Genomic DNA, 25,594 nt, shown 5'->3' with positions numbered 1-25,594 from the left:
CAAGCTCCTCCGGCCTCATGATCGAGGAGGCCTGTTGTGCTCGCCACGCGTTCGTACTCACCGCCCTGCAGGACCTGGGGCTTCACGCTGATCGAGCTGATGATCACGGTCGCGGTGGTCGCCATCCTGGCGGCCGTCGCCTACCCCGCCTACCAGGACCAGGTCCGCAAATCCCGCCGGGGCGCCGCACAGGCCGTGCTGCTCGACATTGCCTCGCGCCAGCAGCAGATCTTCCTCGACTCGCGCGCCTACGCCAGCAACGTCGCGGGCACCGGGGCCACGGTGCCGACGGACGTGTCGCGCCACTACACGGTCACGCTGACGGCCGTCGCGGGGACGGCGACGGCAGCGCCGACCTTCACCGCCCAGGCAGCGCCCCTGGGTGCGCAGGCTGCCGACGGCTGCGGCACGATGAGCATCGACCAGGCCGGCGTCAAGAGCCCGGCCCGCTGCTGGTGAGTGCCCCCATGGTCCGCAGACACGACCCGTCTCAGAGCGGCTTCACGCTGGTGGAGCTGGTCACCGTCATCAGCGTCTTGGCGATCCTTGCGAGCCTGGCCGCCCCCGGTTTCGCTCGTCTCCTCGAAGCCCAACGGGTTCGCAGCGCCGCCTTCGACCTCGTGTCCGACCTCCTGCTGGCGCGCAGCGAAGCCACCAAACACGCGGCCGCGGGCGAGGTCGTGCACGTGAGCCCGAGCGACGACGGTTGGGCTGCGGGCTGGAGCGTCACGCAAGTCAACGGGGATCGGGTCGTGTCGCAGCGCAATGCGATCTCCGCCGACCTGCTGTTCATCGGCGCGCCCACGGCGATCGCGTTCGATCGCGATGGTCGCGTGGTGACCGACAGCGACATCCGATTCTCCATCCGCGGCCCGTCGCAGGCCGAGACCGAAGGCAGCTGCATCGAGCTCGACGCCACCGGGCGGGCCCGCTCCGTCAAAGGAAGCTGTCCATGAGACACGTCGCACGTGCACACCGCCAGCAGGGCGCGATGATGATCGAGGTGCTGGTCAGCCTGGTCATCTCCGCGATCGGGCTGGGCGCGCTGATCGCCCTGCAAAGCCGCTCCTACAGCGCCGAGGCCGAGTCCTACGACCGGACCCAGGCGCTGCTGGTGCTCGAAGACATGGTCCAGCGCATCAACGGCAACCGCAGCCGGTGGGCCGACTACGCCTCGACCGCCTTCGGCGCCGAGAGTGAGGTCGGCGACTGCGACAGCGCGCTGCTCGCCGACAAGGATCTGTGCGAGTGGAACCAGCTGCTGGTGCGCCTGCTGCCGGGTGCGCGCGCCTGCATCGAGACCCTGGCGGCATCGTCCACCGGGCTGCCGGGCAGCGAGGTGCGCGTCACGGTGGTATGGCGCGGTACCACGCCGACGGCCGCCCCGGCGTCGAGCTGCGCCGAGGAGGACTTCGAGCCCAACCCGGCCGTGCGCCGCGCGGTCGGCGCGGTGGTCCGCATCGGCGATCTGGCCGGCTGAGGCAGGAGAAGGACGTGCAGTACCGCCCCCAGCCCAGGCGGCGCACCTGCGCCGGCCGCCGCCGCGGCCAGACCGGCGTGACGCTCGTCGAGCTGATGGTGTCCATCACGCTCAGCCTCCTGATCTCCGGCTTCCTGGTGACGCTGTACGTCAACGCGAGCCGTGCCCGGGGTGAACTCGACAAGACCAGCCGCCAGATCGAGAACGGCCGCTATGCCTTGGACCTGCTGCGCGAGGACATCGAGATGGCGGGCTTCTTCGGACCGCTGGTGCAGGGCAGCGGCATCGAATACGCCTTCAGCAGCCCCGATCCCTGCCTCACCGCGGTCACCGCGCTGGGCTTCAGCACCTCCCCGTGGACCTTGCCCAGCGGGGTGCAGGGCATCGCCCCGAGCGACACGCTGAGCTGTCTGCCCAACCGCAAGGCGGACACCGCAGCGATCGCGTTGCGCCGCGTGGATCCGGTGCGCCTCGGGCTCGCGGCAGCCAACATCGGCCCGGGCAAGCCGCATTTCCAGACCTCCTTCTGTTATGCCGACACGGCCCGCTTCGTCTTCAGCGACGACCCCGCCGCCTTCACCCTGCGCCGGGCCTTCGACGGCACCGATTGCACCGGCACGAATTTCGTGCAGCGTTATGTGCAGCGCATCTACTACATCTCGTCCTGCGGGCGCTGCAGCCCCAGCGACGGCGTGCCGACCCTCAAGCGGGTGGAGCTGGTGAACGGAGCCTGGCAGCTGCGGTCGCTCGCCGATGGCCTGGACGACCTCCACTTCGTGTACGGCTTCGACCAGCCCGCCGGCGGCACCACCCCCGAGGGGACCGCCGACGTTTTCTCCGCGACGCTGGGCACGACGACGCCCAGCGATCGCTGGTCCAACGTGGTGGCGGTGCGCGTGTTCCTGCTCGCTCGCACCGCGGAACCCACACCGGGCTACACCGATCCCGCCGGCACCGAGTACGACATGGGCGACTCCAGCGTCGGGCCTTTCAGCGACGGCTACAAGCGCCGCGCCTACAGCACCCAGGTGCGCATCCAGAACGTCGCCGGCGTGAGGGAGAAACCGTGAAACGAGCGCAGCATTCGCGGGGCGTGGTGCTGGTGACCGTCCTGATCTTCCTGATCGTGATCACGCTGTTTTCCGTGTCCATGTTCCGCTCGAGCACGACCAACCTGCGGGCCACCGGCAACATGCAGGCGCGCCAGGAAGCCGTGCACGCCGCCACCGTGGCGGTCGAGCAGACCCTCAGCAGCGACCTGTTCGCGCAACAGCCCGCGGCGGTCGCGTCGAGCCCGGTGGAGGTGGACCTCAATGGCGACGGCACACCGGACTACACCGCCCGGATCTCGCTGCAATGCCTGCGCACGGCCCCGGTAGGCGGCAACAACTGCGCGTCCACCCAGTTCCCAGCTCCGGACGGCAGCATGATCGAGGTCAGCGGCTGCGTCGAGACCGACTGGAACATCCGCGCCGAGATCACCGACCCCGCGACAGGCACCGAGGTTGGCGTCAACCAGGGCATCGCGCAGCAGAGCGTCAGCGCACCGGCTGCCTGCCCGCCCCGCCAATGACGCGTACCCGACGGCGCCCCACACATACCAAGGAGACGGCAATGATCCGGTGGAACTTTTTCGGCGCAGCGCTTCGCCGAGCCGGCACGCTGGCACTGCTGACGACCGCATGCAGCGCCGCCGTCGCGGAAGACATCGACATCTTCGCCGGCAACAACGGCACGAGCGACCTGCCCAACGTGCTGCTCGTGCTCGACAACTCGGCCAACTGGTCGTCGTCGCTGGATGTGCCCGACTGCAGCTATGTCGACGGCAGCGGGGCACCGAAAGCCAACAACCCCGGCAAGGAGCAGGGCAAGAAGATCGCGATCGAGAAGTGCGCGCTGTACAACGTGATCCACCAGCTGCCTGTCGGCGCCTCCGGGGAAGCCCTGTTCAACCTGGGCATGCTCTATCTGAACTCGCCGAGCGCAAACGGTGCCTATCCCCGGCACCGCTTCGTGCCGCTGGACGCGGCGGGCAAGACCTTGCTCAAGGACGTCATCCGCAACACCATGATCAGCAACGATGCGGATCAGAGCAACAACGCCGACCTGGCGCGCGCGCTGTGGGAGGCCTTCCTCTGGTACGGCGGGCGCGCGCCGCTCTACGGCAAGGCCCAGAGCAATCCCAGCCGCGTCCGCTATGACACGCAGGCCTTCAACAGCGCCGGCCGGTACATCAGCCCAGCCGCGTCGAGCTGCGCCAAGAACTACGTCATCCTGCTGACCAACGGCAGCCCGCAGAGCGCCGAAAGCGACATCGGCGAGCTGCTCGCAAACGCCGGCGCGAACGTCACACCGCTGCTCTACCCCAACAGCGAGGTCTCGGTCAACGACCAGAACAACTGGGCCGACGAGACCGCGCGCTACCTGTCGAGCGTGGACGTCAGCGCCCGGGACGGCCGTCAGCCCATCGTCACCTACGGGATTGCGGTGATGTCGGCGTCGCCGTCCACCGCGGAAACGAAATACGGCAACTTCATCGAACGCATCGCCCGGGCCGGTGGCGGCCTGTACTACTCCGCCAGCAACGTGAACGCCCTGACGGAGGCCTTGAAAAACGTCTTCAACAACATCCAGTCGGTCAACAGCGTGTTCTCGGCCGCCAACCTGCCGGTCAGCGTCAACACCCAGGGCACCTTCGAGAACCAGGTGTTCCTCGGCGTCTTCAAGCCCGACGCCGAGGGGCAGCCGCGCTGGGTCGGCAACCTGAAGCAGTACCAGTTCGCCTACAACGGCGAAGTCCTGAAGCTGGTGGACAGCCGGGGCACCGACGCGGTGCTGCCCGACACCGAGTTCGTCAATCCCGCCGCGCAATCGTTCTGGACCACGTCCAGCACCTTCTGGGCCAACGACCCCCAGGGCACGCCGCCGTCGGCGAGCGACTCACCGGACGGATCCGTCGTCGCCAAGGGCGGACACGCGCAGCGCCTGCGCACCGTCTATTCGACCAGCCAAGCCGCCCGCAAGGTCTACACCTGCATCGACTGCAGCCCCAACACCGCGCTGGGCGACAGCACGGCGACGCGCTTCAGCAGCGACAACAGCCTGCTGACCGCGGGCCTCCTGAACGCGGGCGATGCCACCGATCGCAGCGCCGTCATCGACTGGATCCGCGGCACCGACAACCACGAGGACGAACGCGGCCCCGGCGGCGACGTCACAGTGCGGCCTAGCGTGCATGCCGATGTGCTGCACTCGCGCCCGGCGGTCGTGAACTACGGCGGCGACAGCTCCACTGTGGTGGTGTTCTACGGCACCAACGATGGCCTGCTCAAGGCGGTGCGCGGCAACCAGACCGGCGCCCAAGCCGGGGACGAGCTGTGGTCCTTCGTGCCGCAGGAGTTCCTCGGCAAGCTGCGACGTCAGCGCGACAATCTGCCCGAGGTGCGCTATCACACGACGCCCGCGGCCATCACGACCGCGCGCCCCCGCGACTATTTCGTCGACGGTCCGATCACCGCCTACAAGGCGCGCGACGGCAAGGTCTACCTGTATGCGACGATGCGCCGCGGCGGCCGTTTCATCTATGCCTTCGACGTCACCGACCCGGCACGGCCGGTGTTCCTGTGGAAGAAGTCCTCGGCCGACATCACCTCGATGGGCCAGACCTGGTCCGAAATCCGCGTGGTCCGATTGAAAGGCCGCACGACCCCGGTGCTGTTGATGGGGGGCGGCTACGACGCTGCCGCGGAAGACTGCGAGACCGGCTCCTGCCCCGCGGTGACGATGGGCAACTCCCTGATCGCCCTCGACGCCGTGTCGGGCGCCGTCGTGAAGACCTTCACCAGCGGCATCGACCGGCCCGTCACCGGCGCGGTGGCGGTGATCGACACCGACCGGGACGGGCTGGCCGACCGCGGCTACTTCACCGACCTGGGCGGCAACATCTATCGCGCCGACTTCACGGCCGAGTCCGCCACCCAGAACAGCGGAGAAGCGTGGACGATGTACAAGGTCGCCGCGCTGGAAGGCAAGATGTTTTTCGGTCCCGACGTCCTGTCGGTCACCGTCGGGACACAGCGCGCCGTCGCGTTGATGGTGGGCACCGGCGATCGCGAAAAACCTTGGCTGACCACCAGCACCGACCGCTTCTACGTGGTGCTCGACACCAACCAGTCGGCCGCGGTGCCGGCCAACCACGTGCCGCTGGCCCTCTCCGACCTGGTGACGCAGCAGAACTTCGCATCGACCTCGCAGCCGCGCGGCTGCTATCTGCCGCTGGAAGCCGGCGAGAAGGTCATCAGCGGCGCCACCACACTGGCCGGGCAGACCTTCTTCAACACCAACAAGCCGACCCCGCCCTCCCCCAACAGCTGCACCGGCTCGCTGGGCGTGGCGCGCGGTTACTCGATGCCGCTGGTGTGCGGAGCCCCGACCAGTTCGGAGTTCGCCGGCGGCGGGCTGCCGCCCAGCCCGGTGGGCGGCATCGTCGCCGTGGTCAACAGCCAGTCGGGCCAGGTGGAGCGCGTGCCCTTCATCATCTCGGGCGGCGGCAACACCAGCAGCGGCAAGATCTCGCCGGTCGCCGGCCGCAAACTGCCGGTGCCCGGACTGGAACCGCGCAAGCGCCGCTACTGGCACACCGACACGCCGCGGTAAGGCGGCCCGTCACGCCAGGCCGGCCCCGGCCGGCCGCGTGGCCTCAGCCGGCCGCGCGAGCGCGGCCTTGCTGCCACAGCGAGGCGCCGAACACCGCCAGGCCGCCGAGCGCGAGCAGGCTGCCGACCCAGCCGGTCGAGGTCCAGCCCAGGCCGGCCGCGATGGTGACGCCACCCAGCCAGGCCCCCAGCGCGTTCGCCATGTTGAAGGCCGAGTGGTTGAGCGCCGCGGCCAGGGCCTGCGCGTCGCCGGCCACGTCCATCAGCCGGATCTGCAGCGCCGGGCCGATCGCGACCACGGTGCCGACCAGGAACAGATTGAGCGCCGCGCTGACCGCATGCTGCGAGGTGAACACCACCGCGCCCAGTACCACGGCCGACCAGGCCAGCACGCCGCCGATCGTGCCCATCAAGGAGCGGTCGGCCAGCCGCGCGCCGAACACGTTGCCGACCACCATGCCGAGGCCGAACAGCGGCAGCACCAGTGGCACCGCGTCGACCGACAGGCCGGCCACCTCGGTCAAGGTCGGCTTGATGTAGCTGAACACGGCGAACATGCCGCCGAAGCCGATCGCGCCGATGCCCAGCGTCAGCCACACCTGCGGCCGCGCCAGCGCCCCCAGCTCACGCAGCGGGCTCGCGCCCTGCGGCGCGGGCAGATCGGGCAGGCCGCGGCGGATCAATACGCAGGCCACAGCCGCGATACCGCCGACCAGGACAAAGGCCGCCCGCCAGCCCAGGTGCTGGCCCAGCCAGGCGGCGATCGGCACGCCAACCAAGGTCGCGCTGGTCAGCCCCAGCATCACCAGCCCCACCGCGCTGGCGCGGCGATCGGGCGGCGCGAGCGAGGCGGCCACCAGGGCCGCGATGCCGAAGTAGGTGCCGTGCGGCAGGCCGGCGACAAAACGCAGGACGTTCAGGGACAGGTAGCCCGGCGCCATCGCACTGGCGATGTTGCCGATCGCGAACATCGCCATCAGCGCCACCAGCAGGACACGCCGCGGCCAGTGCGCGGCCAGCACCGCGAGCAGCGGCGCGCCGACCACCACACCGAGCGCATAGGCACTGATGACGTGGCCGGCCTGCGGGATGCTGATGGTGAGGTCACGCGCGACCTCGGGCAGCAGGCCCATGATCACGAACTCGCCGGTGCCGATCGCGAAACCGCCGACGCCGAGCGCGACGACGGCGACCCCGAATCCCCGCTCACGCGGCGGAGCAGACAGGGGGGACGAAACAAGGGCGGAAGACGAGGAGACGGAGGTCATGGGCGGGGGAGCGGTGGAGGACGGCAAGGCCCCGGTCCGGCTTCGCGCGCGGCACGGGCAAGGCGCCGCATTCTGTTGCATTGCAGCAATCTGCGCTGCGCCGGGGTTTTTCTGCCGGCGTCACGCGGCATACCCCCGTTTCCTTGTCGCACCCGGAGTGGCAGGGCGTCCCGCCGAGCGGCTTGCGCCGCTGTCGCCGCGGCAGCGATCCAGATGGCCCAGCCATGGGAGACGGCACGGCGAGAGCACGAGCACGTGCTATCCCTGCCGCTCGACCTGGGCGTCGCCCCTGTCCGGAGAGAACCGGGGCCGACGAGCGGACGAGGCCTGCGCTCGCCCGCGACTGCCCTCAGAGGTGTGCGCCGCTCACGAGCGCATGCGGCCTTCCTCGTCGTAGACGCCGATCTTGACCGTGCTCAGCGCGACGAAGGGCGCCGCGCCTCGGAAGCCCAGTACAAAGTCGCCGAGGTCGAACTGGCGGATGCCAGCCAGCGCCGTGCGCAGCTTGTCGCGGCTCAGGTCGCGGCCGGCGCGGCGCAAGCCCTCGATCACCAGCTGCGCATTGATCCAGCCCTCGAAGCCGCTGGTGCCGATGTTGTCGAGCCCGGCAGCACGCATCGCGGCCTGGTAGCTGCGGGCGGCGCCCGACTTGGCGCTGTTCGCATCGGGAAACACCACCGCCTGGGCCAGGCCGTGGGCGGCATGGGCCAGCTTGGGCACCTCCGAGGTCACGACCGCGACCGAGACACCGAGCAGCGGCAGCGCCGCCGCCTTGGCACGCAGGCTCAGCACGAAGGCGGTGGTGGCGGTGCCGGTGGTGCCCATCATGACGGCACCGGCCTTTGCATCGATCACCTGCTGGGCGACCTCGCGGGCGTTGCTGCCGTCCACTGCCAGCGAGAACGACCCGACGGCCTGCAGCTTGTGGGCGGTCAGCGCGCGCTCGGTGGCGCTCAGCACTTCCTTGCCGAAGGGGTTGTCGAGATAGACGACCGCGATGCGCTGCAGCCCCATCTGCACCAGCTGCGGCACCACACGCAGCACCTCGTCCTGGTAGCTGGGGCGCACGTGGAAGACCGAGCGCTGGCCCGGGTTGCGCAGCGAGCTGGCACCGGTGATGGGTCCGACATAAGGCACGCCCTGCTGCTCGATGGTGGACAGCACGGCGGCATTGTTGGCGGTGCCCATGATGGACATCAGCGCGAACACCTTGTCGCCTTCGAGCAGTTGCTTGACGTTGGCGGCGGTGCGGGCGGGCACGTAACCGTCATCCTGGGTCTGCAGGCGCAGTTCCCGACCGTGAACGCCACCGCTGCGGTTCACCATCGCAAAGGCCGCCTGGATGCCGGCGGTGTGGTCCGTGCCGGCACCGCCCAGCACGCCGGAGAGGGCCAGCGAACTCCCGATGCTGACATGGCTGGACGACAGCCCAGCCTCTGCGGCGTGAGCGGTTCGCAACCAGGACGAGGCCCCGAGGGCGACGGCGCCGCCAGACAGGCGGCTCACGAATTGACGACGGTCCATGAGAGATTCCTCCCCGTTCAAATCGAAGCGCACCATACCGGGCGCAGGTCTGCCCATCCGTCGCGCAGGGGACAGCCCGGTGTCGCTCCGCCCGCAGGACGGAACGACACCGATCACCGGCGACTGACTTCTTGGCGAGAGGCAGGCGTGACGACGCCGCGGCAGAATGGTCCGACCCTTGTGATGTTCTGGAATCCGTTCAGGGCAAGCGGGCCGGGATACCGGGCCGCCGTGCCGCGCAGGCCTGGCCCGCAGCGGCAATCTCCTCTCAAGTGGACGCGATCTTGCCACGCCGGACCGCATGGGCGATCCCCCCAAAGCAAGGGATCGGGGGGAAGTAGTGGCACGCTTACAACAACGGGTTTTGCCGCTGGTTTTTCACACACCGGAAGCGGTTGATGAAAATCAGCAGTGTCTCCCTTCTGTGTGAAGCAAGTAGGGCGGCACACCTTGCCGGCTCTTGTAGCCGGCTCCGGCGGCAAAACCGGCGGCGGCTCCGGCCCCGGAATTGGACCGGATAGCCGCCCTTTCTCCTCCCGTCCGCCGAGCCGCTGGCTTGCACAATGCCCCATCTCAAGGCCGGGAAGCCCGATGTCCATTCCTTTGTTCGAAACCCTGCAGTCGCTCGACCTGGCGCCGCCGCAGGGCATCCTGCAGCTGGGCGCCAGTTACGGCCAGGAGCTGCCGCTGTTCCTCGACAAGGGGGTGGCCCATGGCGTCTTCATCGAGCCCCTGCCCCAGCCCTATGCCCACCTGGCGCAGGCCTGTCAGCGCATTGCGGGCTACGTCGCGGTGCAGGCCTTGTGCACCGACGAGAGCGGCAAGCGCTACACCTTCCACCTGGCGAGCAACGGCGGCATGAGCAGCAGCATCCTGCCGCCGGCCAACCACCTCAAGGTCTTCAGCGACGTGAAGTTCGAGGGCACGGTGGAGCTGGTCTCGCACACCGTCGACGACGTCACGGCCTTCCTGTCGGCCAACGGCCACCAGGCGACCGTGGCCCAGCTCGACACGCTCTATATGGACACCCAGGGCGCCGAGCTGAAGATCCTGATGGGGGCCAACCGCACCCTGAAGTCGATCAAGTACATCTTCACCGAGGTGATGCGCGCCGAGCTGTATGCCGGCCAGACGCCCTTCTCCAGCTTCTGCGCCTGGCTGGACGCGAGCGGCTACACGCTCAACAACGTCTACTTCGACCGACACCATGCCGGCGACGCCCTGTTCATCCGCAAGGACGTGCTCGGGCTCTGATCATCTCTCGTGCCGGGCCATGTAACGCTCCATCAGGGGCGTCGACGAGATCCCGTGCGCGAGGATGGACACCGCGATGGTGATCAGTGCGGCGCTGGCGACCGGCTCGGCATGGCTTCGCGCCACGTCCTCGCCGTAGGCGTAACACAGGTAGTACAGCGAGCCGACGCCGCGGATGCCGAACCAGGCCACCAGCCGCCTCGGCCCGCGCTCGATCAGCCGTCGCGGCACCGTCGCGAGCACCGCGAGGGGCCGCACGACCCCGGTCAGCACGGCCGCGAACAGCACGGCCCGGGCACTCCAGTCCGCCCAGGCCAGGGCCGATCCGATCAGCAAGACCAGGGCGACTTCGGCCAGGTGTTCGCATTGCACACTGAACTGGATCAGGCGCGAGGAATGCGCGGCGTCGCGCGGCTCGCTCGCGTCGTCCCCGACCGCCTCGCCGCCCTGCGCGCGGAAGGCGCCGCACAGCTCGCAATGCCCGAGCGCGGCTCCCGCCGCGAACACGGCAAGAAAGCCGTAGGCGCGGATGCCGAGCGCCATGCCGTAGACCAGCGCGATCACGCCGAAGACCAGGAACTCCTCGTGCTCCAGCCGGTGGCCGCTCTCGCGCAGCCGCGCGACCGCCCAGGCCATGGCCTTGCCGCACCACCAGCCCAGCGCCAGTCCGGCGCCGACGGCCCAGAGCAGATCCACCGCGATCCAGCGCCAGCCGAAAGCGCCCAGCTCGTGCACACCCATCCAGCCGAGCGCGAGCATCACCGCGGGGAAGGCCGTGCCGTCGTTGAGGCCGCCCTCGGCGGTGAGTGAAAAACGCACCGCGTCGCGATCGCCCGGCTGCCGGATCTGGACTTCGGACGCCAGCACCGGATCGGTGGGCGCCAACACCGCCGCCAGCAGCAGCGCAGCCGGCCAAGGCAGGCCCAGCACCCAGTGGGCTGCCAGCATGCCCAGCCCGGTGGTGACGGCCATCCCCAGCGTCGCAAGCCGGATCGGCACCGCCCACAAGCGCGGCGAGAACGGCACCCGCAGGCGCAGCCCGACCGCGAACAGCGTGATCAGCACGGCGATCTCCGCGAGCAACTCCAGGGTCTCGGCATGCCGCAGCGGCTTGATCGGCAGCAACTCGGCGCCGAGCGGCCCGATCAGCGCCCCCACGCCGAGGTAGACGATGGCGGGCGACAGCGGCAGGCGCTGGACCAGATGGCTGGAGAAGGCCATCACGATCAGCACCGCCCCGACCAGGACGAACCAGGGAACCAGCATGCGAGCAGCGGGAAAGCGGACAGTACGGCCGGTTCAGCAAGCACCGCTCCCGGCACCACGCCGCAGGCGCTTGCAACCCCCGCAGCGTGCCGGCCGCCTCAGGACTGCAGCTTGCCGCTGAACAGGATGGGCCCGGTGGGCGCGCCGGTCGGCGACCCGCCGGCCGGCTCCAGGCTCACCGCCAGCGCCGCCGCACCTTCCAGCGCAGGGGTGCGCTGCAGCACGGTGGCCCGATCGGCGGCGATCAGGCCCAGCGAGCGTGGTGCGCCGCCGGCGGGCACCGCCCAGAGCTCCAGGTCGTGGCCGCTTTGCAGCCGGACCGGTGTGAGCGGCCTGACCAGCATGCTGCGGCCGTCGCCGGCGACGCCGGCGACAAAGGACGAGGCGCCTTCCGGCGCGTTGAGCACCACCACCAGCGGCGGCCGCGACGGCGGCGGCTGGGTCAGCAGCAGCGCCAGCCAGGCGGCCGCGGCGGTTGCGAACGCCGCCCAACCGCGCCAGAAGGCCAGCGACTCCCAGCGCCCTCGAGGCGTCGGCAGCGGCGCGGGAGCGGCGCGCGGCCCTTCGACAGCGGCTTCGATGCGCGCCCACAGCTCCGGCCGCGGCGCCACCGGGGTCACGACTTGCGCCAGCGGCGCCAGCCGCGACTCCCAGCGCTGCACCGCCTGGCGCAGCGCTGGATGGGCCGGCAGCAGGGTCTCGAAGCGGCGCCGGGCGCGCCCCTGCAAGGTGCCCAGCACGTACTCGGCAGCCAGCCGGTCGGCCAACTCGGCGCGGCTGTAGTTCATAAGGCCTGCTCCCCGCCGGCACGCTCCAGGCAGGCCCTGAGCGCCTGCAGGCCACGCCGCACCCAGGACTTCACCGAGCCGAGCGGGGCTTTGAGCTGCTCCGCGACCTCGCTGTGGCTGAGGCCCTGGTAATAGGCCAGCGCCAGGCTCTGCTGCTGCTCGCTCGACAGCCCGCCCAGGCACTGCTGCAGCAGACGCGCCGCCATGGCGCGCTGCCACAGCTCGGCCGGGCCCGGGCCCGGATCGGGGTACTTCTCGCTCACGTCCTGGTCCTGCTCATCGTCGGCCAACGCAGGCGCGACCGTCTGCGGCCGCGCCCGCTGGCGCCGCACGCTGTCGATCGCGCGGTGGCGGGCAATGCTGGTCAGCCAAGTGAGAGGCTGGCCCTGCGCTGCCTGATAACCCGCCGCGGCGCGCCAGACCTGAAGGTAGATCTCCTGCAGCACCTCTTCGGCCTGAGCACGCACCGGTTGTATACGCAGCACCACGCCGAGCAGATGCGCCGCGCTGAGCCGGTAGACCTCGGCAAAGGCGGCGCGGTCGCCGAGGCCGACGCGTGCCAGCAGCGCGGCCAGCAGCCTGCTGCGCTGGGACCACTCGTCCTCGGGGATGGGAGCCATGGCGCGAAATTGTAGGAGTGCCCGGCGGTTTTGCCAGCCGGTCCTGGCGCAGCGGCGAGCCGCCCACCTGGTCGCCGGCGCGCCCGCCTCAGAGCCCGGCGGCTACGCCGGCCTCGGGCAGCAGCCCCCGCTGGGCCAGCATCGGCTCGACGCGCGCATCGCGCCCCCGGAAGGCGCGGTAGGCGGCGCGCGGCTCGACGCTGCCACCGCTGCGGTAGATGTGCTGGTGCAGCCGGGCTGCGACGGTCGGATCGAAGATGTCGCCGGCCTCGACGAAGGCCTCCCAGGCATCCGCGTCCAGCACCTCGGCCCACAGGTAGACGTAGTAGCCGGCCGCATAGTGGCTGCCGGAAAACACGTGGCGGAAATGCGGCAGGCGGTGGCGCAGGCCCACCGCGCCGGGCACGCCCAGTCGCTCGCACCACTCGCGCTCGACCGCCTCGACATCCAGGCCCTGGTAGTCGGTGCGCCGGTGCAGGGCCAGGTCGATCAGTGCCGGCGCGACGTACTGCACCGCCTGGTAGCCCTGGTTGAAGCGCCTCGCCGCCTCCAGACGCGCCAGCAGCGCCTCGGGAATGGGCTCGCCGGTCCGGGCATGCAGCGCGTGGCGGCGCAGCACGTCGGGCGCGTGCCCCCAGTGCTCAAAGAGCTGCGAGGGCAGCTCGATGAAATCCTGCAGCACGTTGCAGGCGGCCACACGCTCGTAGCGCAGGCGGCCCAGCAGTCCGTGCAGGCCGTGGCCGAACTCGTGGAACAGCCCCCTGACGTCGTCGGCGCTCAGCAGCGTGGGCTCGCCGTCCGGCGCCTTGGCGAAGTTGTTGTGGTTGGCGACGATGGGCAGCACCTCGCTCGCCTCGCCGCGCACGCCCGAGGGCAGGCGGTAGAGGCTCATCCAGGCGCCGCCCTTCTTGCCGGGCCGTGCGAAGTTGTCGCCCAGGAACAGGCCGACCAGCCGTTCGTCTTGCTGGTCGCGCACCTCCCAGAGGCGCACGTCGGGGTGGTAGAGGCGCGGCCCGGGCTGCTCGACGAAACGCAGGCCGAACAGGCGGCCGGCGCAGTCGAACATCGCATCGAGCAGGCGGTCGAGCTGGAAATACGGCTTGACCTCGGTGTCGTCCACATGGAAGCGTTGCTGGCGCACCTGCTCGGCGTAGAAGCGCCAGTCCCAGGGCTGCAGCGGCCCGAGGTCGCCGGCCTGTGCCTGCAAGGCCTCCAGCTCCTCGAGGGCCCGCCGGCGCGCCGGCTCCCAGGCACGCATCAGCAGTGTTTCGGCGGCCTGCGGGGTGGCCGCCATGCGGTCGGACAGCGCGTAGTCGGCATAACTCGCATGCCCGTGCAGGCGGGCCAGCTCCAACCTGAGCTCGAGGATCTCGACGATGAGCGGCCGCGTATCGCGCTCGGGCGCCGCGGTGCCGCGCGAGCTCCAGGCCCGCCAGGCAAGCTCGCGCAGGTCGCGGCGCGTCGAGAAGGCCAGGAAGGGTTCGATCAGCGAGGCCGACAAGGTGATCGCATACCCGCCGTTCAGCCCCCGCTGGGCGGCGGCGACGCGGGCCGCATCGAGCACGAAGGGCGGCAGGCCGTCCAGGTCCTGCGGCGCCTGCAGCGCCAACAGCCAGGCGTTCTCGTCGCCCAGCACCGCTTGGCTGAAGGCGGTGTGCAAGGCAGCCAGCCGCTCCGTGATCGCGGCGTGGCGGGCCTGCCCCTCGGGCGACAGGCGCGCGCCGGCCAGCACGAAGTCGCGGTGCAGGCGCTCGAGCAGGCTGTGCGCCTCGGTGTCCAGCCCCAGCGCGGCCCGGCGTTCATGCACGGCATCGAGCCGGGCGAACAGGCCGGCGTGCAGGTAGACCGCATTGCGGTGTGCCGCGAGCCGCGGCGCCATCTCGCGTTCCACCACCTGCAGCGCCTCGTCGCTGTGCGCCTCGCAGAGGTTCTCGAACAGCAGCTCGATGCGCCGCAGCAGCCGGCCGCTGCCGTCCAGCGCGGCCGCGGTGTTCTCGAAGCCGGGCGGCTCCGGGTTGGCCGCGATCGCATCGAGTTCGGCCCGGTGAAGCTGCATGGCCTGCGCGAAGGCCGGCGCGTAGTGCGCGGCCCGGACCTGCCCGAAGGGGGGCAGGCCGTAGGGCGCGAGCCAGTCGTGGAGCAGCGGGTTGTCGGAAGAGTCGAGTGACATGAAGGACCTTTCTTGACGCCGGAGATCTCGACGCGGCGGCACGCACCGCACGGAAAAGGCCCGCAGCAAGCAAACTCCGCGCCGCCCGAACTCGATCGCATCGCTACCGCGCTGCGGCGGGCCAGAAGAGGCCGGCCGGGCTGCACACCGGGCACGCCCCCTGCGCAGGGACGGTACGCGGTCGGCTCACTTTGACACACCGGCCGCCCTTGGCGCGGAGTTTTCGGGCTCCGCGCCACACACCCAGTAACACTGACAGGCCTGGAGCGCCGGCAAGCTGCCTCTCGTCCGACCCGGACACCACCGCGCGCGCGTGCTGGCGCAGCGCGTTCGCTCCCAACCCGCCACGAGAGGTTCCTCCATGACGTTCCAGCGTCTCTTTCCCCGCGCTTTGATGGCCCGGCTGGTGCCGGCCCTGGCCCTGCTGCTGGCGGCCGCCGGCTGCGCCGCAGCCGGTGACCCGCCCGCAGCGGCGGGCCCGTCTCATCAGGCCCATGCCGAACAGCCCGGCGACAAACACCGCGGTCGCTGCCTGACCGACTGCGCGGAGCGCATCGGCATCGTGTCGGCCTTCGGCGCCGAGGCCGACATCCTGGTCGCGCAGACGCTGCGGCCGCGCACCCACGTGATCAACGGCAACCGCTTCACCACCGGCACGCTCAAGGGGGTGCCGGTGGTCATCGTGCTCAGCGGCGTCAGCATCGTGAACTCCACCATGGTGACCCAGCTGATGCTGGACCACTTCCGGATCGAGCGTTTGATCATGAGCGGCATCTCCGGCGGCGTGAACCCGGCGCACCACATCGGCGACGTGCTGGTGCCGGAAAAGTGGGCGATGCCGCTGGAGGTCTACTGGAACGGCAACAACTCGGTGCCGTCGGCCTGCGGCACACCGGGCGACCTCGCCTGCCTGGGGTTGAAGCTCGCGACGCGGGACGGACAGCCGCTGCCCGGCTACAGCATCCCGACCCCGCGCGGTGCGGTGGCCACCGGGCTTTTCATTCGCGAGACCTATGTGCTCAACGGCCGCAATGCCCCGCAGGGCGAGTTCCGTCTCGACTATCCCGTCGATGCGGCGATGCTGCGTGTGGCCCGCTCGATCAAGCCGCAGCTGGAGCGCTGCGGGCCCAGGAACCCGCAGCTGTGCGTCACGGTCCAGCCCCAGCTCAAGGCCGGCGGACGCGGCGTCAGCGGCCCCGCCTTCCTCGCCAACCCCGACTACCGGCGTTACCTCTACGACACGCTGCAAGCCGAAACCATCGAGATGGAGACCGCGGCGCTGGCCCATGTGGCCTATGCCAACCAGGTGCCCTACATCGCCTTCCGCAGCCTGTCGGACCTGGCCGGCGGCGACGACTTCACCGAAGTCGGCGCCTTCTTCGGCAGCGGCCTGGCCGAGGCCAACGCCTCGGCCGTGACGCTGGCCTTCCTCGAAGCCTGGAAGCGCCAAGCGAACAAGCCCTGAACCGTGAAGGGGCCGCGTCTGCGCGCAGCCCCTTCACACGGCAGCCCCGACTGTCTCACGACTCTCCGATTCGAGACAGGACCATTGAGATATGTGGCTGTTGTCGAACACTCCCCCCCTCGCTTCAACAATATGTAGCTACATACACGAGTCGCTTTCAATTGCATCAAGAGTCATTGGATGCACCTTGGTGCATTGGCCCGGCCTACCGCTACAGTGAACAAGAGAGTTGCGTCCCGCAGCTCTCGGATCCCCCGGCCCACAGCAAGCACGCAAGGAGCGGCGCCCGATGTATCCCCAATGTACCTATCGGTGGAGCGGCCTTGCCGGTCTCTGGCCCTTGTTCGAACGTCTCGGGCTCAGCCCGGCGATGGCCGCATCGCAGGTGTCGGAGATGGCGACGCCGGTGGCGCTGCTCGGGTGCCGCGGCGGGGCGGTGCTCGAAACGCTGCAGCGCGAGCTCGGCAGCGAGCAGGTCTTCGGCTTCGATACCTCGCCCGAGATGGTGCTGCAGGCGCGCGAGCGCGGCTGCGCTCATGTCCATGTGAGCGATGCGCTGGAGCCGCTGCCCGACGGACAACGCTTCGGCACCGTGGTGGTCTCGACCGGGGTGCTCGATCCGCTCGAGCCCGCCGAGGCGCGCGTGCTGCTCGCCCAGTTGCGCGAGCACCTGCGGCCTGGGGCCGAGCTGTGGCTGTACGGCCTGGGACGCCTGGGCCCGCACTGGCAGGCCGCGCGCATCCTGGCGGCCACCGACCGCCTGGGCGTCGCGAACCACCGCCTCTACGAGCTGCACCGCCAGGCCGGCCACAGCTCGGTGCGGGCGGTGCTGCAGGAGCTGGCGCTGAGCGGCCGCGAAGCCCTGGTCGCCAAGCTGTGGCTGGCCTGCCTGGAGCGTCTCGTGGCCGCCGTCTCACGCGCGGAGGCCTGCAGCCGCGAGGCCGCCTCGTCCCTGCTCAAGGGCCTGGCGCCCCAGGTGCAGCGCTGCTTTCATCCTGCCGAACTGATAGACGTTGCCGTGCTCGCCGGGCTGAACCCGGCGATGCTGCATGCCTGGGAAGGGCCGGGCGTGCTTCGCCTGGTGTGCCGGGCCGAGCCTGCAGGCGCGAGCCGCGCCGGCCTGGCGTTCGCACCCCACTGCTTGCACTGAGGCCTGCCGCGGGCCCACCTTTCCAGCCGGGAACCACGATGGACAAGCATGCCGAGACACTCCGACAACAGGTCCTGCAGGTGGTCGCGCAGTGGCTCGATCCGCCGCCGCCCGGCTCCCCGGCATGGGGCGTCCCGCCGCTGCCGCTGACTGCCTTGCACCTGGTCGACGACCTGGGCCTGGACTCGGTCCAGCTGCTGCGTCTGCTGACCTGCCTGGAGCAGCAGTTCGACATCGATCTCGACGACCGCGACCTCGAGTTCGAAGGCTTGATGCAAGTGCAAACCCTGGTCGAGCACGTCCTGTCCAAGGCGGTGCTGCCGCCCGGTGAGTCGGCCGCCGGCCTTCCATGAAAGCCGCGCCGCCCGGCAAACCGATTCCTCTGCGCGGCGAACTGCTGCATGCGCCCTTCTTTGCGATGGCCCGGCGCTATCCGGACCGTCCGGCGCTCGTTTGGGCACGCGGCGTGGCGACCTATCGCGAACTGGCCGCTCGCATCGTCTCGGCCCGCAGCCATCTGCAGCAAGCCGGGGTGCGTCCCGGTGACCGGGTCGCGGTGGCGGTCGAGCGCTCGGCCGATGCGGTGGTCGTGATCTATGCCAGCCTCAGTCTCGGAGCGGCCTACGTGCCCTTCGACCCGGGCTGGCCGCGACAACGCCAGGAGGCGCTGCTCGATCACGTCGGCGCCCGTGTGGTGGTCACCGGGGCAGACCAGCCGCTGCCGCGGCCACGCCCATCCGGCCGCTTCACGACCACCGAGCTGGCCCGCACCCCCTGCGCCGACGACGGCCTGCCACCCGAGCCGGTCACGCCCGACCGGCTGGCCTACATCCTGTGCACCGGCGGCAGCACCGGCCCGCCCAAGAGCGTCTGCGTCTCGCACCGGGCGGCCCGCTATTTTGTCGACTGGGCCTGCACCGAACTGGCGCTGTCCTGCCGCGACCGGGTCGCCGGCGTCTCGTCGTTCTGCTGCGATCCTGCGGTGTTCGACCTGTTCGCCCCGCTGGCCGTCGGCGCCGCCCTGCACCTCTACGACGACCGCCGCGTCGGCCTCTCGCGCAAGCTCGCCGCCTTCCTCGGGCGGCATGCGATCAGCGTGCTCTACACCGTGCCGACGACCTTGTCGCTGCTGGCGGCGCGCGGCGCCCTGGAGCGCCAGGACCTGAGCCGGCTGCGCGCCGTGATGTTCGGCGGCGAGTGCTTTCCGGAGGCCGGCTTCACGAGGCTGCGCGCGGCGCTGCCGCGCCAGGTCGTCTACTACAACCTCTATGGCCCCACCGAGACGAACGTCTGCACCTGCTATCGCGTGTACCCGCACGAGGCGGTGTCGCCCGGCATCCCGATCGGCCGACCGCTGCCCGGCACGCAGATCTTCACCTTGCCCGTCGACGGCGGCTGCGCCGGCGATGTGGAGCTGTGCGTGCACGGCCCGTCGCTGATGGACGGCTACTGGCGCGATGAACGCGACAAGGCGCCGCACTGGTGGCAGGACCCGGTGTCGGGCCGGCGCTGCTACCGCACCGGCGACATCGGACGCCGCGACCCGCAGCGCGACTGGCTCTACATCGGCCGCTGCGATCCGGCCACGCGGTCCGCCGGCCTCTGGCCCGGTGCGCACGGCGCCGAGAACGTGATGCTGGAAGAAGCCGGCGTGAGCCAGTGCGCGGGGGTCGCGGCCGGGTCGCCCGAGGCGCCCGGCCTGGTGATGTTCCTGGTGCTGCGCGAGGGCTGCCGGCTGGAGGACCTGCGCCGGCGCCTGGCCGCCGCCTGCGTGGCGCAGCTGCCCGAGGAGCAGCAGCCGCGCGACTATGTGGCCGTGGGCGAACTGCCGACGCACCCCTCGGGCAAGGTCGATCGCGCCGCGCTGGCGGCGCTCTACGAACTCTGCGTGCGTGCCGGCACCCGTCTGGTGCCGGCACGCCGGGTGACCTGAGGGCGGATCGACCGGCGGCCTGCGGCAGGCGCCGGCTCAGCCGGCCTTGAGATCCTGCGAGGCGATCGGCAGCCGGCGCACCCGCCGGCCGGTCGCGGCGAACACCGCATTGGCCAGCGCCGGCGCCGCCGCCGAGGTGCCCGGCTCGCCGATGCCGCCCGGCTTGTCGCGGCTGGGCAGGATGTGCACCTCCACCCGGGGCGCCTCGTTGATGCGCATCATGCGGTAGTCGTGGAAGTTGCTCTGCAGCACGCGGCCCTTCTCGAAGTTCACCTCGTTCCACAGCGCCGCGGTGAGGCCGAAGACGACACCGCTCTCGATCTGCGCGGCCACGGTGTCCGGGTTCACCACCTGGCCGCAGTCGAGCGCACAGACCACCCGCAGCACCGAGACCTGGCCCTCGGGGTCGACCGCCACTTCCGCGACCTGCGCCATGTAGGTGCCGAAGGCATGCTGCACCGCGATGCCACGCCCGCCGCGGCGGCCCGCGGGCAGCTTCAGCGGGCTCCCCCACCCGGCCTTCCGCGCGGCCAGCTCCAGCACCGCCTTCATGCGCGGCGCACGAGCGAGCAAGGTGCGACGGTACTCACAGGGGTCCTGGCCGGCCGCCACGGCCAGCTCGTCGATGAAACTCTCGACCACGAAAATGTTGTGCGTCGGCCCCACCCCGCGCCAGAAGGCGGTCGGCACGGGCGGCTCGTGGCGCACGTAGTCCACCATCACATTGGGGATGGCATAGGGCATGTCGCGCGCCCCTTCGACCGCGTCGGTGTCGACGCCGTCCTTGACGGTCTCCGGCGCAAAACGCGCCATGATGGACGAGGCGGTGATGCGGTGGGTCCACGCGAGCGGCCGGCCGCCCGCGTCGAGCGCGGCGGAGAGCCGGTCGTAGTAATAGGGGCGGAACATGTCGTGCTGGATGTCCTCCTCGCGCGACCAGATGAACTTGACGGGCCTGTCGACCTGCTTCGCGAAGGCCACCGCCTGCACCACGAAGTCGACCTCCAGCCGCCGCCCGAAACCGCCGCCGATGTAGTGGTTGTGCACCTGCACCTTGTCCAGCGGCAGGCCGGTGAGCTGGGCCGCGGCCGCCTGCGTGAAGGTCGGGACCTGGGTGCCGACCCAGATGTCGCAGCCCTCGGGACGCAGGTGCACCGTGCAGTTGATCGGCTCCATCGTCGCATGCGCGAGGAAGGGCATCTGGTAGACCGCTTCGATCTTTCTCGCCGCGCCGTCCAGGGCCCGGGCCGTATCGCCATCCTGACGTGCGACCGCGCCGGGCCGCTTCGACGCGGCCTCCATCTCGGCCACCAGCGCCACGCTGCTGAAACCCGCGTGCGGCCCTTCGTTCCACTGCGGCGCGAGGGCGGCCAGGCCCTGCCGCGCAGCGCCGGTGTGATCGGCCAGCACGGCCACCGCGTTGTCGATGCGCAGCACCCGGCGTACTCCCCGGATCGCGAGGGCCTTGCCCGGGTCCACCTCGCGCAGCGTGCCGCCGACCACCGGGCAGGCGGCGACACTGGCCACCAGCATGCCCGGCAGGCGCACATCGATGCCGTACTGCGCACGGCCGTTGATCTTGTCGGGCGAGTCCAGCCGCTTCACCGGAGTGCCGATGAGACGGAAGTCCTTGGCGTCCTTGAGTGCAGGCTCCTTGGGCACCGGCAACCGGCCCGCCTCGTCGGCCAGCTCGCCATAGCCCAGGCGCCGCCCGCTCGGCACATGCGTGACACCTCCCTTGCTGGCGTGGCAGCTGGCCGGCCGCACGCCCCAGCGCGCCGCCGCGGCACTGACGAGCATCTCGCGCGCGGCGGCACCCGCCTGGCGCAGCGGCAGCCAGGCGCCGCGCACCGAGGTCGAGCCGCCGGTCACCTGCCCGCCCAGCAAGGGGTCGGCGTAGCGTTGCCCGTCGGGCGGCGCCTGCTCCAGCCTGACCTGGTCGAGCTCGATCTCCAGCTCCTCGGCGAGCAGCATCGGCATCGACGTGAAAGTGCCCTGGCCCATTTCGACCTTGTGCATCACCAGCGTGACGAGCCCGGACCGATCGATGCGCACGAAGGCATTGGGCGCGAAGCCCGAGGCGGTCGAGGTCACCTTCGCCGAGGCCTGGCCGACGGCCGCTTCAGGCGGCTTTTTGTCGCGTTCCTGCGCAGCGGAGGCCGGCAGCACCACACCCAGCACCAGGCCGCCCCCGGCCTGCAGGAACTGCCGCCGCGGCAGCGCGGCGACCACGGCATCTTCTTGCCACTCGAATCCTGCCATCTCAGGCCTCCTTTCTGCGGGCGGCCAGCTTGATGGCGGCCCGAATCCTCCCGTAGGTGCCGCAGCGGCAGATGTTGCCGCTCATCGCCGCGTCGATATCGGCGTCGCTCGGCTGCGGATTGGCCTCCAGCAGCGCGGTGGCCGACATCACCTGGCCCGACTGGCAGTAGCCGCACTGCACCACGTCGAGCTCGCGCCAGGCCGCCTGCACCTTGCGGCCCACCGGGCTCTGCCCGATGGCCTCGATGGTCGTGACACGCTTGCCGACGACCGCGGCCACCGGCGTCACGCAGGCGCGCACCGGCTGCCCGTCCACGTGCACGGTGCAGGCGCCGCACATCGCGATGCCACAGCCGAACTTGGTGCCGGTGAGGCCGGCGACATCGCGCACCGCCCACAGCAGCGGGGTGTCGTCGGACACGTCCAGCTGCTGCAGCTTGCCATTGAGGGTGAGACTGGGCATGCGTACTCCTTTCGATGTGATCGATGTGATGCCGTGGGGAAACACCGTGCGGACAAGACCGCCGCGGCCGTGGGGACCGCCGGGGCCGTCGAGGCAAGGTGCCCGATGTTCACGCGCTCCGGCGCCAGCGACCAGCGGCCGGCGTTTGCCCCTGCTCGGATCAGGTCGAAAGGCGCCACCGCGCGAGCGCGTGCGCCCAACTGCGGGAACCGCTTCCTCGTACACTGCCGCGATGTCCCACCTGGCCTATGTCGAACTCGCGAAGTCCTACCGCCTGCTCAACCACGGGCCGACGGTGCTCGTCAGCAGCGCCGACGCCGGCCGGCGCAACGTGATGGCGGCTTCCTGGAGCATGCCGCTCGACTTCCAGCCGCCCAAGGTCGCGGTGGTGATCGACAAAAGCACCTACACCCGGGAGCTGGTGGAAGCTTCCGGCTGCTTCGCGCTCAATGTGCCCTGCCGCGCGCTGGCGCAGGCGACCCTGGCCGCAGGCAACCAGTCGGGGCGCGACATCCCGGACGGCGGCGAGGACAAGATCCGCGCACTGGGCTTGCGCACCTTCGCCGCCAGCCAGATCGGCGCGCCCTTGATCGAGGGCTGCGTGGGCTGGCTCGAATGCCGCGTGCTGCCCGAGCCGCGCAACCAGCAGGCCTACGATCTGTTCATCGGTGAAGTGGTGGCCGCCTGGGCCGACGAGCGGGTCTTCGCCAACGGGCACTGGCTCTACGACGCGGGCTCCGACCCGGCGCTGCGCACCCTGCACTATGTGGCCGGCGGCGCCTTCTTCACGACCGGCGACGGCCTGGATGTCCGGTCGCCGCTATGATCGCCTGAGGATCACATCACATCTGGGTACGCGGCCACGGGGAGGCGCGTCCCAGCCAGGCGAGGCATGAACAAGGACGCGGTGGCATCGGACGAAGGGAGCGTGCTGTGGGCACTGCTGCCGGGCATGGTGGTGGTGGCCGCGACCGGAGGCTCGGCGCGCCACGTCAGCCCGGAGTTCGCCGCTTTTGCCGGCGCCCAGCGCGAGACGCTGCAGGGCAGCGGCTGGCTGGCGCTGCTGGACACGGCCTCCCGCCTGGCCCTGCTGGCCGCCCTGGCCCGGCCCGCCAGCCTGGTGCTGTCGCTGGGCCTGCGCCTCGGCAACGGCGAGCAGCGCTGGCTCGAGTGCAGCTCCTGCTGGATGCCCCGGCAGGCCTGCCATGTCTGCCTGTTCCAGGACGTCACGGCGGGCCGGCAGGCCGAGCAGGCGGCGCTGGCCCAGGCCCAGCTGCTGCGCCTGACGGCCGACAGCGTGCCCGCGCTGATCGCCTACTACGAGGCCCAGACCTTCCGCTGCGTCTTCGCCAACCGGCAGTACGCGCGCACCTTCGGCTGGGACGAGGTGTCCATCCTGGGGCGTACCTTCGCCGAGGTGATCGGCGAACAGGCGGCCCGGGAGATCAGTCCGCATGTCGAGCGCATGCTGCAGTCGCAGCAAGCGGTGGTCTACGAACGCGAGCTGCCGGACGAGGCCGGCCGGCCGCGCTGGCTGGAAGTCACCCTGCTGCCGCATGTCGATGCCCAGGGCCGCTCGATCGCGGCCTTCGTGCTGATCCACGACGTCACCCGCCACCGCCTGGCCGAGCGCGAAGCGCGTGAGTCGGAGGAGCGCCTGTCCAGGTTCCTGCAGGCCAGCGCCGAGGGGGTGGTGTTCCATCGCGACGGCATCATCACCGACGTCAACCCGCCGATCTGCGCGCTCACCGGCTACGCGCTGGAGGAGCTGCTGGGGCGCTCGGTGCTGGACTTCGTGCCGCCCGAGCAGCGCGCCAAGGTCGCCGCGGTGCGCGCCGCCGGGCAGGACGTCAGCTACGAGAGCGAGGTGCTCGACCGCGAGGGCCGGCGCATCCCGGTCGAGTTCATCGGCCGCACGCTGATGCACAAGGGCGAAGCCCTGCGCATGTCCATCGTGCGCGACCTGCGTGACCGCCGCGCCGCCCAGGCCCGCATCCACCACCTGGCCCACCACGATGCGCTGACCGGCCTGCCCAACCGCATGTCCTTCATGGACGAGCTGGACCACCGCATGGGTTTTGCCGCGGGCGCCGGCGAGCAGCTCGCGCTGCTGTTCATCGACCTCGACGACTTCAAGCGTGTCAACGACTCGCTGGGCCACATGGCCGGCGACAAGCTGCTGCAGACCGTCGCGATGCGCATCACCGAGACACTCAGGAGCACCGACCGGGTGGCCCGCTTCGGCGGCGACGAGTTCATGGTGCTGTGCCCGGCGGTGCGCCAGCTGTCCGAGGTCGAGACCGTGGCGGGCAAGCTGCTGGCGGCGATCGAGGTGCCGGTGGACGCGGACGGGCGGCTGATCTCGGTGACGGCCTCGCTGGGCATCGCGCTCTATCCCACCGACGCCCGCTCGCCGGCCGAGCTGATCAAGCACGCCGACAGCGCGATGTACCTGGCCAAGTCGCGCGGCCGTGCCAACTACCAGTTTTTCGATCCGGCCCTGGCCCACACCGCCTACGCCGCATTGGTGATGGAAAGCCGCCTGGTCGAGGCGATCGAGCACAACGAGTTCGTGCTGCACTTCCAGCCCCAGGTGCGCCATCACGACGGCGCGCTGGTCGGTGCCGAGGCCCTGATCCGCTGGCAGCACCCCGAACGCGGTCTGCTGATGCCGGACAGCTTCATCCCGGTGGCCGAGCAGCAGCGCCTGATGTGGCCGCTGGGCCAGTGGGTGCTGCGCGAGGCGCTGCGGCACGTCCGACGCTGGCGCGAGGAGGGGCTGGCGCTGGCGCCGGTGGCGGTCAACCTGTCCACCGTGCAGTTCCAGGCACGCGGTTTCGTCGAGGCGGTCGAGCGGGTCCTCAAGGAGGAAGAGGTGCCCGGCGACTGGCTGGAGCTGGAACTGAGCGAACGCATGCTGATGGACGACCTGCCCGAGGTGAAGGCCAAGCTGCAGCGCCTCAAGGCGATGGGCATCCAGATCTCGGTGGACGACTTCGGGACCGGCTATTTCTCGCTGCGCCATCTGAAGGAATTGCCCATCGACAAGGTCAAGATCGACCGCTCCTTCGTGCGCGACCTGCCGGCCGCCCAGGACGCCGCCGCGATTGCGCGGGCGTTGATCCAGATGGCACTGAGCCTGGGCCAGGACGTGATCGCCGAAGGCGTCGAGCAGGCCGCGCAGCGCGACTTCCTGGCCGCCAACGGCTGCGCCGAGATGCAGGGCGAGCTGATCAGCCGTCCGCTGGCGGCCGAGGACTTCCGGGCCTGGATGCTGGAGCGCGCGGCCAGGTAGC

At 70.5% G+C, this 25,594-nt stretch carries 21 protein-coding genes; 13 read left to right on the top strand and 8 right to left on the bottom strand.

Translation table 11 applies throughout. The features are described from left to right. Positions 1-36 precede the first annotated feature (36 nt). From OOT46_RS16455 to OOT46_RS16430, 6 genes are read left to right on the top strand one after another with little or no spacing between them, the layout of a single operon-like run. Positions 37-459 (top strand): type IV pilin protein, encoded by a 423-nt coding sequence (locus OOT46_RS16455; protein WP_322114262.1) that lies wholly within the window; start codon positions 37-39, stop codon positions 457-459. Between the two features lie 8 nt (positions 460-467). Continuing rightward, positions 468-956 carry a GspH/FimT family pseudopilin gene (locus tag OOT46_RS16450; protein WP_265404710.1) on the top strand — a complete coding sequence of 163 codons (489 nt, stop codon included), beginning with the start codon at positions 468-470 and terminating at the stop codon, positions 954-956. After that, positions 953-1,480, top strand: coding sequence for a type IV pilus modification protein PilV (gene pilV, locus OOT46_RS16445; protein WP_265404709.1), 528 nt, complete (start codon positions 953-955; stop codon positions 1,478-1,480). The genes OOT46_RS16450 and pilV overlap by 4 nt, the downstream gene beginning before the upstream one ends. A 14-nt stretch (positions 1,481-1,494) precedes the next feature. Further along, on the top strand, positions 1,495-2,550 hold the full coding sequence (locus OOT46_RS16440; RefSeq protein WP_265404708.1) for a PilW family protein: 1,056 nt from the start codon (positions 1,495-1,497) through the stop codon (positions 2,548-2,550). Next, on the top strand, positions 2,547-3,053 hold the full coding sequence (locus OOT46_RS16435; protein WP_265404707.1) for a pilus assembly PilX family protein: 507 nt from the start codon (positions 2,547-2,549) through the stop codon (positions 3,051-3,053). Before OOT46_RS16440 ends, OOT46_RS16435 begins: the two co-directional genes overlap by 4 nt. Before the next feature lie 41 nt (positions 3,054-3,094). Continuing rightward, positions 3,095-6,136: a pilus assembly protein gene (locus OOT46_RS16430; protein WP_265404706.1), complete on the top strand. Its 3,042-nt coding sequence runs from the start codon at positions 3,095-3,097 to the stop codon at positions 6,134-6,136. A gap of 43 nt (positions 6,137-6,179) precedes the next feature. Here OOT46_RS16430 and OOT46_RS16425 read toward each other — a convergent pair whose 3' ends face one another. Together OOT46_RS16425 and OOT46_RS16420 are read right to left on the bottom strand one after the other, a co-directional pair. Beyond that, on the bottom strand, positions 6,180-7,403 hold the full coding sequence (locus OOT46_RS16425; protein ID WP_265404705.1) for an MFS transporter: 1,224 nt from the start codon (positions 7,401-7,403) through the stop codon (positions 6,180-6,182). Positions 7,404-7,769: 366 nt separating this feature from the next. Beyond that, entirely contained in the window at positions 7,770-8,927 is a 1,158-nt protein-coding gene (locus OOT46_RS16420) for an ABC transporter substrate-binding protein (protein WP_265404704.1), read from the bottom strand. A gap of 591 nt (positions 8,928-9,518) precedes the next feature. Between OOT46_RS16420 and OOT46_RS16415 the strand changes: the two genes are divergently transcribed. After that, positions 9,519-10,181, top strand: a complete 663-nt coding sequence (locus tag OOT46_RS16415) for an FkbM family methyltransferase (RefSeq protein ID WP_265404703.1) — start codon at positions 9,519-9,521, stop codon at positions 10,179-10,181. On the opposite strand, the gene OOT46_RS16410 is transcribed toward OOT46_RS16415, so the two are convergent. From OOT46_RS16410 to OOT46_RS16395, 4 genes are all read right to left on the bottom strand, one after another. Continuing rightward, positions 10,182-11,447 (bottom strand): cation:proton antiporter, encoded by a 1,266-nt coding sequence (locus OOT46_RS16410; protein WP_265404702.1) that lies wholly within the window; start codon positions 11,445-11,447, stop codon positions 10,182-10,184. A gap of 98 nt (positions 11,448-11,545) precedes the next feature. Next, positions 11,546-12,235 (bottom strand): anti-sigma factor domain-containing protein, encoded by a 690-nt coding sequence (locus OOT46_RS16405; RefSeq protein WP_265404701.1) that lies wholly within the window; start codon positions 12,233-12,235, stop codon positions 11,546-11,548. Then, positions 12,232-12,855, bottom strand: a complete 624-nt coding sequence (locus OOT46_RS16400; protein WP_265404700.1) for a sigma-70 family RNA polymerase sigma factor — start codon at positions 12,853-12,855, stop codon at positions 12,232-12,234. Before OOT46_RS16400 ends, OOT46_RS16405 begins: the two co-directional genes overlap by 4 nt. 88 nt (positions 12,856-12,943) lie before the next feature. Continuing rightward, the gene (locus OOT46_RS16395; protein WP_265404699.1) at positions 12,944-15,025 is read right to left on the bottom strand and encodes a M3 family metallopeptidase; all 2,082 of its coding nucleotides are present in this window, start codon (positions 15,023-15,025) and stop codon (positions 12,944-12,946) included. Positions 15,026-15,386: 361 nt separating this feature from the next. On the opposite strand from OOT46_RS16395, the gene OOT46_RS16390 reads away from it, so the two are divergent. The 4 genes from OOT46_RS16390 to OOT46_RS16375 all read left to right on the top strand — a co-directional run bounded on the left by OOT46_RS16390 (position 15,387) and on the right by OOT46_RS16375 (position 19,573). Then, positions 15,387-16,490 carry a 5'-methylthioadenosine/S-adenosylhomocysteine nucleosidase gene (locus OOT46_RS16390; RefSeq protein ID WP_265404698.1) on the top strand — a complete coding sequence of 368 codons (1,104 nt, stop codon included), beginning with the start codon at positions 15,387-15,389 and terminating at the stop codon, positions 16,488-16,490. A 289-nt stretch (positions 16,491-16,779) separates the two neighbouring features. Then, on the top strand, positions 16,780-17,640 hold the full coding sequence (locus OOT46_RS16385; protein WP_265404697.1) for a class I SAM-dependent methyltransferase: 861 nt from the start codon (positions 16,780-16,782) through the stop codon (positions 17,638-17,640). A 38-nt stretch (positions 17,641-17,678) separates the two neighbouring features. Next, positions 17,679-17,993, top strand: coding sequence for an acyl carrier protein (locus tag OOT46_RS16380; RefSeq protein ID WP_265404696.1), 315 nt, complete (start codon positions 17,679-17,681; stop codon positions 17,991-17,993). Further along, positions 17,990-19,573, top strand: coding sequence for an AMP-binding protein (locus OOT46_RS16375; protein WP_265404695.1), 1,584 nt, complete (start codon positions 17,990-17,992; stop codon positions 19,571-19,573). Before OOT46_RS16380 ends, OOT46_RS16375 begins: the two co-directional genes overlap by 4 nt. Before the next feature lie 36 nt (positions 19,574-19,609). Here the strand turns inward: OOT46_RS16375 and OOT46_RS16370 are convergent, their stop codons facing one another. Together OOT46_RS16370 and OOT46_RS16365 are read right to left on the bottom strand one after the other, a co-directional pair. Continuing rightward, positions 19,610-21,835, bottom strand: a complete 2,226-nt coding sequence (locus OOT46_RS16370) for a xanthine dehydrogenase family protein molybdopterin-binding subunit (protein ID WP_265404694.1) — start codon at positions 21,833-21,835, stop codon at positions 19,610-19,612. Position 21,836: 1 nt separating this feature from the next. Next, a complete protein-coding gene (locus tag OOT46_RS16365) occupies positions 21,837-22,298 on the bottom strand; it encodes a (2Fe-2S)-binding protein (RefSeq protein WP_265404693.1) in 462 nt (153 codons plus the stop codon). A gap of 232 nt (positions 22,299-22,530) precedes the next feature. On the opposite strand from OOT46_RS16365, the gene OOT46_RS16360 reads away from it, so the two are divergent. Then, entirely contained in the window at positions 22,531-23,124 is a 594-nt protein-coding gene (locus tag OOT46_RS16360; protein ID WP_265404692.1) for a flavin reductase family protein, read from the top strand. A gap of 66 nt (positions 23,125-23,190) precedes the next feature. Next, the gene (locus OOT46_RS16355; RefSeq protein ID WP_265404691.1) at positions 23,191-25,593 is read left to right on the top strand and encodes a GGDEF and EAL domain-containing protein; all 2,403 of its coding nucleotides are present in this window, start codon (positions 23,191-23,193) and stop codon (positions 25,591-25,593) included. Position 25,594: the final 1 nt, after the last annotated feature.

It is taken from the genome of Aquabacterium sp. A7-Y (assembly GCF_026153205.1).
Taxonomy (GTDB): domain Bacteria; phylum Pseudomonadota; class Gammaproteobacteria; order Burkholderiales; family Burkholderiaceae_C; genus Caldimonas.
The sequence above is the reverse complement of the archived record's forward strand: the minus strand, read 5'-3'. Positions and strand labels throughout refer to the sequence as shown.

What these genes read in the sequence shown, in the direction of transcription:
- OOT46_RS16360 (WP_265404692.1), top strand. Translation starts at nt 22,531, where the DNA reads ATGTCCCACCTGGCCTATGTCGAACTCGCGAAGTCCTACCGCCTGCTC.
- OOT46_RS16380 (WP_265404696.1), top strand. Translation starts at nt 17,679, where the DNA reads ATGGACAAGCATGCCGAGACACTCCGACAACAGGTCCTGCAGGTGGTC.
- OOT46_RS16420 (WP_265404704.1), bottom strand. Translation starts at nt 8,927, where the DNA reads ATGGACCGTCGTCAATTCGTGAGCCGCCTGTCTGGCGGCGCCGTCGCC.
- OOT46_RS16355 (WP_265404691.1), top strand. Translation starts at nt 23,191, where the DNA reads ATGAACAAGGACGCGGTGGCATCGGACGAAGGGAGCGTGCTGTGGGCA.
- OOT46_RS16365 (WP_265404693.1), bottom strand. Translation starts at nt 22,298, where the DNA reads ATGCCCAGTCTCACCCTCAATGGCAAGCTGCAGCAGCTGGACGTGTCC.
- OOT46_RS16410 (WP_265404702.1), bottom strand. Translation starts at nt 11,447, where the DNA reads ATGCTGGTTCCCTGGTTCGTCCTGGTCGGGGCGGTGCTGATCGTGATG.
- OOT46_RS16375 (WP_265404695.1), top strand. Translation starts at nt 17,990, where the DNA reads ATGAAAGCCGCGCCGCCCGGCAAACCGATTCCTCTGCGCGGCGAACTG.
- OOT46_RS16385 (WP_265404697.1), top strand. Translation starts at nt 16,780, where the DNA reads ATGTATCCCCAATGTACCTATCGGTGGAGCGGCCTTGCCGGTCTCTGG.
- pilV (WP_265404709.1), top strand. Translation starts at nt 953, where the DNA reads ATGAGACACGTCGCACGTGCACACCGCCAGCAGGGCGCGATGATGATC.
- OOT46_RS16415 (WP_265404703.1), top strand. Translation starts at nt 9,519, where the DNA reads ATGTCCATTCCTTTGTTCGAAACCCTGCAGTCGCTCGACCTGGCGCCG.
- OOT46_RS16400 (WP_265404700.1), bottom strand. Translation starts at nt 12,855, where the DNA reads ATGGCTCCCATCCCCGAGGACGAGTGGTCCCAGCGCAGCAGGCTGCTG.
- OOT46_RS16425 (WP_265404705.1), bottom strand. Translation starts at nt 7,403, where the DNA reads ATGACCTCCGTCTCCTCGTCTTCCGCCCTTGTTTCGTCCCCCCTGTCT.
- OOT46_RS16390 (WP_265404698.1), top strand. Translation starts at nt 15,387, where the DNA reads ATGACGTTCCAGCGTCTCTTTCCCCGCGCTTTGATGGCCCGGCTGGTG.
- OOT46_RS16405 (WP_265404701.1), bottom strand. Translation starts at nt 12,235, where the DNA reads ATGAACTACAGCCGCGCCGAGTTGGCCGACCGGCTGGCTGCCGAGTAC.
- OOT46_RS16450 (WP_265404710.1), top strand. Translation starts at nt 468, where the DNA reads ATGGTCCGCAGACACGACCCGTCTCAGAGCGGCTTCACGCTGGTGGAG.
- OOT46_RS16395 (WP_265404699.1), bottom strand. Translation starts at nt 15,025, where the DNA reads ATGTCACTCGACTCTTCCGACAACCCGCTGCTCCACGACTGGCTCGCG.
- OOT46_RS16370 (WP_265404694.1), bottom strand. Translation starts at nt 21,835, where the DNA reads ATGGCAGGATTCGAGTGGCAAGAAGATGCCGTGGTCGCCGCGCTGCCG.
- OOT46_RS16430 (WP_265404706.1), top strand. Translation starts at nt 3,095, where the DNA reads ATGATCCGGTGGAACTTTTTCGGCGCAGCGCTTCGCCGAGCCGGCACG.